The organism is Ectobacillus panaciterrae DSM 19096, assembly GCF_000430785.1.
Taxonomy (GTDB): Bacteria; Bacillota; Bacilli; order Bacillales; family Bacillaceae_G; genus Ectobacillus; species Ectobacillus panaciterrae.
In genome coordinates this window covers 1-12,643 of sequence record NZ_AUMR01000014.1, presented here as the reverse complement: position 1 = coordinate 12,643, position 12,643 = coordinate 1, and the positions used below count along the sequence as shown (strand labels likewise).

Annotated in this window: 13 protein-coding genes; 2 read left to right on the top strand and 11 right to left on the bottom strand. The window is 43.1% G+C overall.

Annotated features, from left to right (window positions below):
* Positions 1-434: 434 nt before the first annotated feature.
* The 7 genes from rlmD to H540_RS0105595 all read right to left on the bottom strand — a co-directional run bounded on the left by rlmD (position 435) and on the right by H540_RS0105595 (position 6,859).
* Entirely contained in the window at positions 435-1,817 is a 1,383-nt protein-coding gene (gene rlmD, locus H540_RS0105625; RefSeq protein ID WP_028399800.1) for a 23S rRNA (uracil(1939)-C(5))-methyltransferase RlmD, read from the bottom strand.
* Between the two features lie 12 nt (positions 1,818-1,829).
* Positions 1,830-2,696 (bottom strand): DNA-3-methyladenine glycosylase family protein, encoded by an 867-nt coding sequence (locus H540_RS0105620; protein WP_028399799.1) that lies wholly within the window; start codon positions 2,694-2,696, stop codon positions 1,830-1,832.
* Between the two features lie 79 nt (positions 2,697-2,775).
* On the bottom strand, positions 2,776-3,573 hold the full coding sequence (gene pdaA / locus H540_RS0105615) for a delta-lactam-biosynthetic de-N-acetylase (protein WP_028399798.1): 798 nt from the start codon (positions 3,571-3,573) through the stop codon (positions 2,776-2,778).
* Between the two features lie 124 nt (positions 3,574-3,697).
* Positions 3,698-5,221, bottom strand: coding sequence for a fumarate hydratase (locus H540_RS0105610; protein WP_034670433.1), 1,524 nt, complete (start codon positions 5,219-5,221; stop codon positions 3,698-3,700).
* 124 nt (positions 5,222-5,345) lie between these two features.
* A complete protein-coding gene (locus H540_RS0105605; RefSeq protein ID WP_028399796.1) occupies positions 5,346-5,669 on the bottom strand; it encodes a YnfA family protein in 324 nt (107 codons plus the stop codon).
* 269 nt (positions 5,670-5,938) lie between these two features.
* Positions 5,939-6,532, bottom strand: coding sequence for a lysophospholipid acyltransferase family protein (locus H540_RS0105600; RefSeq protein WP_028399795.1), 594 nt, complete (start codon positions 6,530-6,532; stop codon positions 5,939-5,941).
* 147 nt (positions 6,533-6,679) lie between these two features.
* Positions 6,680-6,859: an SE1561 family protein gene (locus H540_RS0105595; protein WP_028399794.1), complete on the bottom strand. Its 180-nt coding sequence runs from the start codon at positions 6,857-6,859 to the stop codon at positions 6,680-6,682.
* Between the two features lie 149 nt (positions 6,860-7,008).
* On the opposite strand from H540_RS0105595, the gene yfkAB reads away from it, so the two are divergent.
* The gene (gene yfkAB, locus H540_RS0105590) at positions 7,009-8,136 is read left to right on the top strand and encodes a radical SAM/CxCxxxxC motif protein YfkAB (protein ID WP_028399793.1); all 1,128 of its coding nucleotides are present in this window, start codon (positions 7,009-7,011) and stop codon (positions 8,134-8,136) included.
* A 35-nt stretch (positions 8,137-8,171) separates the two neighbouring features.
* Here the strand turns inward: yfkAB and H540_RS0105585 are convergent, their stop codons facing one another.
* The 3 genes from H540_RS0105585 to cax form a co-directional block, all read right to left on the bottom strand.
* Positions 8,172-8,972 carry a YfkD famly protein gene (locus H540_RS0105585; protein ID WP_028399792.1) on the bottom strand — a complete coding sequence of 267 codons (801 nt, stop codon included), beginning with the start codon at positions 8,970-8,972 and terminating at the stop codon, positions 8,172-8,174.
* 87 nt (positions 8,973-9,059) lie between these two features.
* Positions 9,060-9,674: a YczE/YyaS/YitT family protein gene (locus H540_RS29045; protein WP_034670431.1), complete on the bottom strand. Its 615-nt coding sequence runs from the start codon at positions 9,672-9,674 to the stop codon at positions 9,060-9,062.
* A gap of 86 nt (positions 9,675-9,760) precedes the next feature.
* Positions 9,761-10,816 (bottom strand): calcium/proton exchanger, encoded by a 1,056-nt coding sequence (gene cax / locus H540_RS0105575; protein WP_028399791.1) that lies wholly within the window; start codon positions 10,814-10,816, stop codon positions 9,761-9,763.
* A 367-nt stretch (positions 10,817-11,183) separates the two neighbouring features.
* Between cax and H540_RS0105565 the strand changes: the two genes are divergently transcribed.
* The gene (locus H540_RS0105565) at positions 11,184-11,330 is read left to right on the top strand and encodes a BH0509 family protein (RefSeq protein WP_028399790.1); all 147 of its coding nucleotides are present in this window, start codon (positions 11,184-11,186) and stop codon (positions 11,328-11,330) included.
* 386 nt (positions 11,331-11,716) lie between these two features.
* Here the strand turns inward: H540_RS0105565 and H540_RS0105560 are convergent, their stop codons facing one another.
* Positions 11,717-12,325 (bottom strand): DedA family protein, encoded by a 609-nt coding sequence (locus H540_RS0105560; RefSeq protein WP_028399789.1) that lies wholly within the window; start codon positions 12,323-12,325, stop codon positions 11,717-11,719.
* Between the last annotated feature and the right edge of the window lie 318 nt (positions 12,326-12,643).

Below are 12,643 nucleotides of genomic sequence, written 5' to 3'. Positions count from 1 at the left end.
CCCTTTAGTATTGTGAATCTTCTTCGGTAGCAGTTTCTAACAGTTCAGGATGTGATAAGTCTAAGAGAGCTTCCAATCGTCCAAAACTAAAAAACCCCTTCGTCTTCAATACATACATTGTTCAATAAGAAAGAAACAAAAAAGTCGATAACCTTAATATAGGAAATCGACTACAGTTATATTAGCGATTAGTGGAAGTTACGGAATTCGAGCCCACATCCAAAAGCTCCAATAAGCCGGCTTCTACGCGTATAGTTTGTTTACTTACAGTTCACGAGTCACATTAAAAGACCTGTCTCCTCAAGTATTACATGCATTAGTCGAGAAGATTACCTGTTCAAATGAAGGCAATATTCATATTCATTACAACTTCGTTAATCCTTTACAAGAAATAGAAAAAGGCAGTGCCCCCTTATGATAGAGGGCTGACTGCCTTATTTTAAAGTAAGTAGCGAGATACACTCCACATGACTGGTGTGCGGAAACATATCCACCGGCTGCACATACTCTACATTATACTTCTTAGAAAGCCGCTCAATATCCCGCGCCAAAGTGGACGGATTACAAGACACATAAACTAATCTTTTAGGGCTTACCTGGAGCACTGTATCCAACAGCTTATCATCACACCCAGTCCGCGGCGGATCGACCACGACTACATCCGGACGCCAGCCTTCTTTCACCCATTTCGGCAGCCAGTGCTCCGCTTTGCCCGTCACATACAGTGTATTATCAAAGCCATGGCGCTTTGCGTTTTTCTTCGCATCTTCAATGGATTCCCCAATCACATCCATGCCGCGGATTTCCGCTGCACCATCCGCAAGCCAAAGACCGATTGTGCCTACGCCGCAATACGCGTCTACAATCTTTTCTTTCCCTGTAAGCTGCGCCGCTTTTTTCGCTTCATCGTACAGCTTCACCGTTTGTGTCGGGTTCAATTGGAAAAAGGCCCGCGCAGACAGTTCGAAGTTTAAGTCTCCAAGCGTTTCTTGAATCACTTCTTTGCCCGCGAGACGGAATGTTTCATCTCCGAAAATAAGCGATGTTTTTTCACCGTTTACATTCTGCATAATGGATTTAACCTGCGGCAACGCTGTTTGAATCTGCTTAATGAACTGATCCTTGCGCGGCAGCTCTTTTTTCGCCGTGATGAGCACAAGCTGAATTTCTCCCGTTTGCACGGCAATGCGCGTTACGATCGTGCGCACGATGCCTGTGCGTTTGCGTTCGTTATACACAGGGATGTCTAATCGCTCTAAAATACGTTTTACCTTCTGCGTTACTTCATTTGTATCCTTATGCTGAATCATGCAGTCTGAGATATCCACAAGCTGATGGGAATTCAGCGCATACAATCCGGCAATGACTTTTTGCTTATCTTTACCGACCTGGAGCTGGCTTTTGTTTCGGTAATGCCATGGCTCTTCCATGCCGATGGTCGGCCGAATTAAGTTCGTCGGTACTTTTGTGTATTTTTCAAATGCTTGTACGACGATGTCGCGCTTTTGTTCAAGCTGTCCTTCATATGATAGGTGCTGAAGCTGACAGCCGCCACACTGGTCGTATACCGGGCACGGCGGTGCTACACGCTGCGGAGATGCTTTTCGAATTCGTTTTACTTTAGCTTCCGCGAATCCGCGTTTGATATTTGTTACTTCCGCCACTACTTCCTCGCCCGGCAATGCGCCGGCAATAAAGACAACCTGCCGTTTGAAATAGCCGACTCCTTCGCCGTTAATGCCGAGCCGTTTGATGGTAACCGGGAAGGTTTGTCCCATTTCCAGCTTGCTTTCGAACTGGTTTTGCTTTTGTTTCATGTTTTACATCTCCTACTCTATACTGCGCCATAAATATAAGGAAGCATAGCTCCCGTATGGCTCCCATTCCTGTTTTAGTTCTTCTAACATGCGGTCATCCGGCTTTTGTTCCAATCCGAGAAGATGTTGGACAGCTCGCTGCAATCCGATATCCGCCTTTGGGAACATATTTGCGCGCCCGAGTGCAAATAGCAGGAAGTTTTGTACTGTCCACGGTCCAATTCCTCTAAGCGGCAACAGCTGTTTTTCTACCGCTTCGTCAGATAGATGCTTCAGTTTCTCAAGGTTCAGCTTCCCGCTGACGATATGCTGTGCCAAACCGATTAAATATTCCGCTTTGCGCTGGCTGAACTGCAAGGCACGAAGCTCTTCAATCGGAATTTCGGCCACTCGTTCCGGTGTCGGATAAAACCATACGCCATCCACGGTTGTTCCGTATGTTGTGACAAAACGCTCTGTTAACGTAAATGCAAATTTCAAATTCAATTGCTGGTGCACAATGCATCGCACTAAGCAATCAAAGTAATTGAATTCCAATACAAGCGGTGTATATGCAAATCGCTCAAAGAGCGGACGAAGATTTGTGGAAAGAAAATGATTGTGAATGTTTCCGATTTCTGTGTTCCAGCCAAAAGTTTCAGCAATGCGCTCCACTGCATCAGCTTCTTGTTCATTGTGAGCTCCTGAGAGAACAAATACAGGTTCTTCGAATGTGCCGATTCCTTGTACGGATACGACTGCTTGTCTTCCGTTTAACACAAGCGGCACTTTGATTTCTTTCTCCGCTATGTTTACAGCGTTCAACGGGTCTAATGCCAAGCGCTTTAATACTTGTTCAAAATTGTACGGACTTCGCAGGCTGACGGTTGTATTCCACATACTATTCACCCTTTTTGACATTTGCACTCATTATAGCACACGGCATACAAGAAAGCTGTGAGTACGCGGCTCACAGCTTTTAATAGTTCACTTCTGGTCCAAACTTTTCGGCAGTAAGGTCATCCAAGCTTTTGAATGTGTAGCCTCGTTTGCGGAGATCGTCAATGATTTTATCAAGCGCTCCTGCGTTGTCGCTCGATATGGAGTGAAGAAGAATGATGGCGCCGGGATGAATGTGGTTCATTACACAGTCATACGAATATTTCCAGCCGCGCTGTTGATCGACTTTCCAATCAAGAAAAGCTAGTGACCAAAACACGTTGTAATATCCCATTTCTTTTGATAACGCTAAGGTGCGTTCGCTGAAGATGCCTCGCGGCGGACGGAGATACTTCATTTCCTTTTGTCCTGTAAGGCTTTTTACTTCTTCCTCCAAGAGCTCCAATTCCTTGCGAAAACGCACATCGCTTACAGTTGTGAGATCCGGATGATGCCAGGAATGATTGCCGATAATATGTCCATCCTTTACCATCCGCTTAACAAGTTCAGGCTGCTCTTTGACGTATTGACCTGTAATAAAAAAGGTTGCAGGAACTTTCTTTTTCTTTAATACATCCAGAATCTTTTCTGTATACCCATTTTCATATCCATTATCAAACGTTAAGTATATGTCTTTTTTATTGGTATTCCCAAGGTAAAAGCTATCGTACTTCTCAATAATGCTTATGAATTCCTTGCCAGCATCCGGCGGCAGTTCTTTATTGCTGCGCGTTGTGCCCCAATGCTTCGCCGCGTTCGCATAGGCAGACACAGATGATGGCACAACAGCGATAAGCATCATTACGAGTAAGCCGAAGGAAATCCATTTTTGTTTCATCGTGCTGTGCTCCTTTCGACAGTATTTCGTACTCGTATTTTCTGTTTTACAACTTCCTTTCATGCAGTGCATTGTTTTCCAGAAAAGTAAAAAAAGACGAAGCCTCTGCTCCGTCTTTTTAATCTTATTTAAATACTGGCTCCTGAAACTCTGCAAGCTTTTCTAATGAGGACTTGTCCACATCCGCATGCAGGCTGTTTCCGTGAGAATCCATTGTAACTACGGCTTTGAAGCCTTCTACCTTCAAGTGCCACATTGCTTCTGGAATACCGAATTGCAAGAAGTCTACACCTTCTACTTCTTTAATGCATTCAGCATAGTACTGCGCTGCACCGCCGATTGCGTTCAAGTATACGCCGCCGTGCTCTTTCAAGGCTGCAAGCGTTTTTGCACCCATGCCGCCTTTGCCGATTACCGCGCGAACGCCGAACTTCTTCATAATATCGCCTTGGTAAGGCTCCTCACGAATACTTGTTGTAGGGCCTGCCGCTTTGATTTTCCAATTCTCGTCGTCCTTCATTACTACCGGACCGCAGTGGTAGATGATTTGTCCGTTCAAGTCCACTGGACAATCATGATCCATCAAGTGCTTATGAAGCGCATCGCGTCCTGTGTACATCATGCCGTTGATGATAACAACATCGCCTACGCACAGCTCGCGGATTTGTTCTTCTGTAATCGGTGCCTGCAGAACAACCTCACGCTGTGCGATTGTGTCTTCAGCTTGTCCTTCTTGCTTTAACGTATCATCGCCTTCTTGATACAGCCAGTCCATGATTTCGCCTGTTTCCGGGTTCATCATGATGCCTAGACGGCGGTACGCCCAGCAGTTGTACGCAACAGATACGTAAAAGCTTGCCGGAAGACGGTTGTATACGCCGATTTTGCAGCCAAGCAGTGTTGTTTCGCCGCCGAAGCCCATTGTACCGATGCCAAGCTTATTGGCATTTTCCATAATATAGTCTTCTAATTGACGAAGCTCTGGAATTGTATTTTCGTCGTCTAAAGAACGGAATAATTGCTCCTTCGCAAGCTCATAGCCGGACGTGCGGTCTCCCCCGATACCAACACCGATTACACCGGCGCTGCAGCCTTGACCTTGCGCTTGGTAAACCGCATGCATCAAGCATTTGCGGATGCCGTCAAGGTCGCGTCCTGCGCGTCCGAGTCCTTCCAATTCGCATGGAAGGCTATATTGAATGTTTTTGTTTTCACAGCCGCCGCCCTTTAGGATTAGACGTGCATCAATATAGTCTTTTTCCCATTGCTCGAATTTCACGACAGGTGTGCCGGCACCAAGATTGTTGCCGCTGTTATGACCGAATAGAGAGTCTACAGAGTTCGGACGAAGCTTCCCGTCTTTTGTCGCCTGCTCGATTGCTTTATAAATCGCTTCTTTAATGACAAGCTGATTTACGCCCACTGGTGTTTTCACTTTGAATGTAGGCATGCCTGTGTCCTGACAAATTGGAGAAATATTGTCATCTGCCATTTTAATGTTGTTTGTAATTGTATCTAACGCCATCGCAGAACGAGTGCCTGCACTCTCGCGCTCTTTTGCGCGTTGAACGGCACGTCGAACATCCTTTGGCAAGTTTGTGGATGTTTCAACAATCAACTGATACATGCTTTCTTGAAGCTTTTCCATTTGTTTGTACCCCTCCCTAGCTTGTATACGCTGCCAACTTTACAAAAAGTTTTACAACTTGATTATACTCCTTTTGCTAAAAAAGGATAGAGCTTTTATTCTATATCTTTTCGAACTATAACATTTAGCTTCTCGGCCAAAGCATAATGGAAACACCCATTAAACAGACAATCGCTCCCGCCCAGTCATATATATCGGGCGTTTTTTTGTCTATCCACCAAGCCCAAAGCACACTCATCAAAATAAAAACGCCGCCATACGCTGCATATACACGACCGAAGCTCGAGAATACTTGAAATGTTGCAATTACACCGTATAAAAATAAAATAAAGCCGCCTGTTAAACCGATCCAGCCGGATTTTCCTTCGCGCAGCCACTGCCACACAAGGTAGCCGCCTCCGATTTCAGCCAGCCCCGCCAAGATAAACACCATTGTTGCGCGTATCATGTTTTTCTCCTTTTTCGCCTATTCTATATATGAGTGAATGATAAATTCGACATGTCCATGTGCGATGTGCAACCAAAAGGGAGTATGGTATGCTTTTTCTGGTTTACCTTTGCATGAACCACTACAAAGCTTTGACCGCTTCTGCACGTCGCCGGATGCTCTCTCCCCACTATCAAAAGACGGTTTTTTTATTCACTTGTATATATAAAAAATTTTTATCACAAACTTCAAGAGAAAAAGTACTGCTGGGACAGCAGCACTTTTTCATGCTACGCATGTTTCTTTTCTAAATCATTCAAAACATACAGCAGCTGATCAGTTGATTTTTGAATCGTATCGTCTTTACTTTTCGCTGTCTTCGGAACATAGAACGGCTCGCCAAAGATGATTTGCTTTTTCTGACGCTTTAGAACACCTTTCATATCATGCGGACCAATATAAACAGCCGGTACAATCGGTACGTTTGCACGTGACGCGATAAAGACTGCCCCATCTTTAAGGGATGCATTTTCCGCAGAGCGTGTGCCGCTTGGAAAAATCCCCACGACCCTATCTTTTTTCAATAATTGAAGCGGTGTTTTCAATACGCTCGGACCCGGTTTTTCACGATCAACCGGAAATGCGTTTAAGTTTGTCAAAAGTTTGCCTACTAGCTTCTGCCCGAACAGCTCTTTTTTCGCCATGTAGTGAATCTGCGTCGGATATAATGCTAAACCAAGACAAACCACGTCAAGCCAGCTTACGTGATTGCATACGAGGACAAACGGCTCCGATACTGGCACCTTCTCTTTGCCGGATACAAAGATCTTGCCGCTGAATATACGAAATAATCCTTTCAACACTTGAATCACAAAACTATACATCATTATCCCTCCTTCCACAACCTAATATTAACACCTGGTACTAATTCGTATCAAACGTATTCTCCTTCCGTCACAAAGATTTAGCAAAAAATAACATAAAGAACCCGTATTCTTGTTCAGGAATACGGGTTCTCTCAAAAGGAATTATTAGTTTTTCTTGAACTGCTCACACTTTTGCTCGAGCTCATCTAACATATTTATTAAACGATCGATATCCTCAAGATCTACTTCCTCCGGCTCAATCGTCTCGATCACTTGTGCAAACATATTTAAACGTTCTTTCAAATATACTAGTTGTGAATCTTTATCGTGTACGGCATTTCCCACAAAAATTCGCTCCTTTTTGTCTGAATGATTACTATTATACAGGAAACAGCAGGTCTTTTAAATTTTTTAAGCAAAACGGTTTATAAAACACCTGTATTCTTCTATGATAGGGGATAGACAATTTCTTGCTGGATAAAGGAGTTTTATATATGAATGTATCGCAAAGACAAAAGCCGATTACCCCCTCCTACGACCCGTGGGAAGCTTATATGGATGTAGAAGAGTACGGTAAAATGACACTCACAAACGTAGAATTCACTACAACAACTCTTTGTAATATGAGATGCGAGCATTGCGCGGTCGGTTACACATTGCAGCCTAAAGACCCAAATGCATTGCCGCTAGATTTGATATTAAAGCGTCTCGATGAAATTCCGGCTTTGCGTTCGTTAAGCATTACAGGCGGAGAGCCGATGCTTTCAAAGAAGTCAGTTGAAAATTACGTAGCGCCCCTTCTGCAATATGCGCATGAGCGCGGAGTACGTACGCAAATCAACTCCAATCTAACTTTAGAATTAGCGCGATATGAGCAAATTATACCGTACTTGGACGTTCTGCATATTTCTCATAACTGGGGAACAATTGAGGATTTCACAGAAGGCGGCTTTGCGATGATGGAACGAAAGCCGAGCTTCGAGCAACGCGCAAAGCTGTTTGAGCGCATGATTGAAAATAGCAAAGCTCTATCACAAGCCGGCGTGCTTGTATCGGCAGAAACGATGCTCAATAAGCGCACACTTCCTCATATTGAACGTATTCATCGTCAAATTGTGGAAGAAATGGGATGTAAACGTCACGAGGTGCATCCGATGTACCCAAGCGATTTCGCAAGCAGCTTAGAAATTTTGACGAAGGAAGAAATTCGCGATGCGATTTCCCATCTTCTCGATATTCGCGATGAAAACGTTTGGATGCTGTTCGGCACGCTGCCGTTTTACGCCTGCAGCAATGACGAGCAGGATCTGGCTGTAATGAAAAAGCTGCATAACAGTACAAACGTAACAGTACGAAACGATCCGGACGGCCGTTCCCGCTTGAACGTCAATATTTTTGACGGAAACATCATCGTAACGGATTTTGGCGACACGCCTGCTCTTGGCAACATTCAAACACATACGCTCCAGGAAGCATATGAAACATGGATGCATTCCAAGACAGCGCAAGAGCTGAGCTGTCACTGTCCCGCTGTCAAATGCCTTGGACCGAATATTCTTGTGAAAAACAGCTACTATCCGAATGAGAATTTCTTACAAAAGAAAGCAATAATTCAATTCTAACAAAAAAGCGCCAGCCTTATGAGCTGACGCTTTTTTTATCTTGGATTTGGCGAAGTCATAAATCCGAATGATACGTGATCTTGGATAGGAATCCATGCACCGATTCCTTGGGATGTTACGTTTTTGATCATGAGCTTGCGCTGATTTCCTTTTAGAACTAAGTATACTTCACCGAACGTAACCTTCCCTTTCTCGTTCACGGCTGGTGCATAAGCGTTCAAATACCCAAGGTTTCTAGGTGAAATGCTATATACACGGCTATGCTTCGTCCCGTATCCAACCACAGTTTGGAACGCAAGAGGGAGATGCGTTTTTTCCATGGCTTTTGACATCATCATTTTTTTAACATCCTCTGCGTTCTTGATTGGTGCAGTGAGTCCGCCTTGTATAATTTTTTGTGTGTCTTGATGATAGGACATCTGATGAAACGTATTGCCTCCGCGATTATCATGGAAATTTCGGTTAATTTGCTGGTATTCCCAGTTCACCGTAGTTTCCATTGATTCGTAATTCAGCGGCCATTGCCCCAAATAAATTTTCGCCCGGTATCCGACCGCAAGCGGTGCGTTGGAGATAGACGTTTCATTAAACATGCGGATTAAATCAAGATTTTCAATCGAAATCTTTGATGTATCCAAAAGAGTTTTCGCCAGCTCGCTTGGCTGCAGACGGGGCAAATCCTGCGTTGCATTCGGATACGTATTTTCTTTTGAAATATCTATAACAGACGAAGGAATTTTCACAGACGCCTGCGGCGCGCTTGACTTATTCGCAAGTGCGTTAAACGGCACGGCCAAAGTAAAGAAAAATAGGAAACACATAAAGACATGTTTCATGATAAGGCTCCTTTCAGTAAAAATACATCATTGTTATTGTTTTCTCCTCACCTGCTTGTTATCCAGTTTTCCATAAAAAAATCGGTTCTATCTCAAGATAGAACCGATCTTCAGCATGAACCTTTCTATAGGCCGATAAAACATTTGAATCATAGGACCGATCGTAAATGCAATGACAAGTGTGCCGATGCCAATCGGCCCTTGCAGCAAAATAGCCAGCACAAGCGCAGCTATTTCGCCAATTGTTTTTGCCGCCATGAGGCTGGCTCCGAACCGTTTATGCAAAGCAAGCATCAGTTTATCAATCGGATTGGCGGGATAACGGGACTGCAAATACGCGGCTACGCCGAGCGCAATTAAAAAAATACCGAGCAGAAGAATGACGCCTCGATATAGGATTCCATCCGGACTCCAATCCTTCAGTACCTTTAGAAGCCAAAAATCAATCATAGTACCAATGAACACAAAGGTAAGAATAGCGAGAAATTCAGGCTTTTCACGCAGCAAGTATGCATTGATGAATAATAAAAGGCTTCCGTTAATCATCACCCATGACCCAACAGTTAAACCGACCGCTTGTGACTGTCCAGCAGACAAAGCATCCCACGGTCCCGCTCCTAAATTAGCTTTCAGCGTAAGACTGGCCCCAAACGTCAAAATCGCAATTCCCATAATAAAAAAGAAAAAGCGTGTAATTCTCATCCGTCTCTCCCTTTTACTTTTTCTCTGTACAGTACAAGCATATTAGAAATAGACAAAAAAATTCCCGACGCTTGGCCGAGAATTTGTTAGAGAAGATAAAAGCCGATTCCCATGATAATATAAGCCGATAAAAGCGTAACGCCTTCAAACCAGTTCGTATCCCCGTCACTGGAAATCGAAATTGTGAGGAACACAGCTGTAATCATTGCAATGAGCTCGGAAAATGTAAATACAAGCGGCATTCTCGTTTCAAACATAAGAGAAACGAGAACAAGAACAGGGGCAACGAACATCGCAATCTGCAGAGTGGAACCCACTGCAATTTCGACCGCCACGTTTATTTTGTTTTTGTATGCCATGATGATAGCGGAAGCGTGCTCTGCCGCATTTCCGACAATCGCTACGATGATAATCCCGATAAATAGCTCTGACCAGCCGAACGTTTTCGCTACTGTTTCAAATGTATGTACAAGCGCTTCAGATACATATGCTACCGCGAGAGTCGCAATGGCTAATACGCCAATTGCTGTACCTTTGCCCCACTCCGGCTCTTCGTGCTCTTCCACTTCGTCTTCTTGATGCTGATACACACCGCGATGCGTTACAAGCTTGAAAAATAGCGCCGCTAAGTATAGAAGAATTAAGATGATAGAAATACCCATACTTAAGCTAAATGTTTTTGTTTCGTTCATGCTTAAAGAAAATACTTCTGGAATGACGAATGCCACGACTACCGCAAAGATAAGAAGAGTCGAATTGTGGCGGGCATCATACACGTTAAATGCCTGACGCTTATATTTTAAACCGCCGACAAAGAAGGATAAACCGCCGACAAGAAGCAAGTTTCCAAGAACGGAACCTGTTAAAGAAGCAAGCACCACTTCTATTAAACCAGCCTTTAATGCAAAAATGGAAATGATAAGCTCTACTGCATTTCCAAAAGTTGCGTTTAATAATCCGCCGATGCGCGGCCCCGATACAATTGCAAGACTTTCTGTAGCTCGTCCCATAAAACCGGCGAGCGCAATAATTGTTACGCAATAGATGCCGAACATAATCGTTTGCGGCCAATGCAGCAAATTTCCTGCTACTGAAAGAGGAACACCAAGGACAACAAGCAATAGAAATATTTTATTTGTCATAATTCCCCATCCTTTCACATAAAATGACAAATTTAATTGTATCATTATTCTTCACCCAATTTAGCAAATTTTATTTTAAATTTTATTTAAAAGTGCACATTCTAGAAAAGAGTAAAAACTAGAAATGAAAAAGGAGTGTGGGAACCATGGATTTGAAAGAAAAAACCTTAAGTATTATAAAGAATCAATCCGGAATTATTAAGTCTGTAGTACAACAGAGCTCCCCCTTCTGTTCGGGGACTCAATTTTTAAAAAAAAATGTACTTTTCCCTAAAAAAGTGTAGCACTTTCTGAATCTTCTGTTATATAATAGTATTAACTTAAATACACTGTATTAACACACAAAATATTAAAGGGGGAAATCAAGATGAAAAGAGAAGAACGCCGTAACATGATCGAGTTTATTGAGAAGAGAAAGGGAATTCACCGTGAGGAGCTAATGTACATGACAGACGAAGAAGTAGAACACATCTACAACGTAACGTACTTCATGTATGAAGAAATTGCTGAATAAGAAAAACCATCCGAGTTTTTAAATGAGCGTAGAGCGCCTGCAAAGTATAGTAACGGTCAAATCCTTTAAGACGCTCTCTCCTGTTGTTTACTGTGAACATCAGGAAGGAATGGAAAGCATTGCCCCGTAATTTTATACTTATCTTTTGAAAAAGAAAAACTTAGCACAGGAAACTCGTGCTAAGTTTTTTTAGGTGGGCATAGCGATCCTGCCGAGTATAATAACGGTCAAAGCCTTTATGCCGTTTCTTATGTTTTTAACAGCAAGCAAACTTGTTCTTTTGTGTCGTGTACTGTGAACATCATAGGTTTCAAAAGACGGAAAGTAATGGGAAACATTGTCGCGAAATTTTATAAATTGTTAAAAAAGCCTGCTGTATGCAGGCCTTAAATTCGATTTTGCTTTGCTTTTTTTGTGATTTGCATATAAATCCATCCAAGCAGCAGCAGACATAATACAAAGACGGTCAATCTAACACCGTACTGATGAATACAGTACTCCACAAAGTGCCAGTTTTCTCCGAGCTTCCATCCAACTGTTACAAATAGGCTTACCCATATGAATGCACCAAGATAAGCAAAAAAGCAAAACTTTCGGAAGCTTAACGAGGAAATGCCCGCAAAATATGCCGTTAAATGGCGTACACCTGGCAAAAAGTAGCCAATCATAAGTAAAAATGGACCGTACTTTTCAAACAAATTATGGGTACGCTGAATCTTATCCTCTCTAATGCCGACCTTAGGTCCCAGCTTTCTGAGAACCGGAAGTCCAAGCCTTAAACCTAACATATAACTTAACGTAATCCCAAGCGCTGCCCCGGCAAATCCGCTTGCCAATGCGGCTGTATATGTCATATAGCCGCGAGATACCTGATATCCGACAAATGTAAGCAATAGCTCGTCTGGCACCGGAAGACCGACAACGCCGCCAGCTAATGCAACAATAAGCCCGATATAGCCATAATGCATAATCACTTCATTTAAATGTTGTTCCATTCTTCCAGCACCACACATCCTATCTGATTACTTGCATTGGAATTCCGAATACAGTGTCTATCTTTTCACACTACTATCTAGTTTACCCGTAAACTCTATAATTCATATTTACTGGAAAAGAACGAAACAAGCAAGTAATTTATATAAAAAGTTATAAAAGAGGCCATGAATCGTTATTATTTTTGCATCTACGGTTTTCTACATATGAGTGAATGACATGTCCATGTGCTATGCGCAACCAAAAGGGAGTATGGTATGCTTCCTCTCTCTGGTTTACCCTTGCATGGGCCACTACAAGGGTTTGACCGCTTCTGCACG

Coding starts and splice junctions, on each gene's coding strand:
- H540_RS29045 (WP_034670431.1), bottom strand. CDS start 9,674: ATGAGAATTACACGCTTTTTCTTTTTTATTATGGGAATTGCGATTTTG.
- cax (WP_028399791.1), bottom strand. CDS start 10,816: ATGACAAATAAAATATTTCTATTGCTTGTTGTCCTTGGTGTTCCTCTT.
- H540_RS0105585 (WP_028399792.1), bottom strand. CDS start 8,972: ATGAAACATGTCTTTATGTGTTTCCTATTTTTCTTTACTTTGGCCGTG.
- H540_RS0105610 (WP_034670433.1), bottom strand. CDS start 5,221: ATGGAAAAGCTTCAAGAAAGCATGTATCAGTTGATTGTTGAAACATCC.
- pdaA (WP_028399798.1), bottom strand. CDS start 3,573: ATGAAACAAAAATGGATTTCCTTCGGCTTACTCGTAATGATGCTTATC.
- rlmD (WP_028399800.1), bottom strand. CDS start 1,817: ATGAAACAAAAGCAAAACCAGTTCGAAAGCAAGCTGGAAATGGGACAA.
- H540_RS0105620 (WP_028399799.1), bottom strand. CDS start 2,696: ATGTGGAATACAACCGTCAGCCTGCGAAGTCCGTACAATTTTGAACAA.
- H540_RS0105605 (WP_028399796.1), bottom strand. CDS start 5,669: ATGATACGCGCAACAATGGTGTTTATCTTGGCGGGGCTGGCTGAAATC.
- H540_RS0105565 (WP_028399790.1), top strand. CDS start 11,184: ATGAAAAGAGAAGAACGCCGTAACATGATCGAGTTTATTGAGAAGAGA.
- H540_RS0105560 (WP_028399789.1), bottom strand. CDS start 12,325: ATGGAACAACATTTAAATGAAGTGATTATGCATTATGGCTATATCGGG.
- H540_RS0105600 (WP_028399795.1), bottom strand. CDS start 6,532: ATGTATAGTTTTGTGATTCAAGTGTTGAAAGGATTATTTCGTATATTC.
- yfkAB (WP_028399793.1), top strand. CDS start 7,009: ATGAATGTATCGCAAAGACAAAAGCCGATTACCCCCTCCTACGACCCG.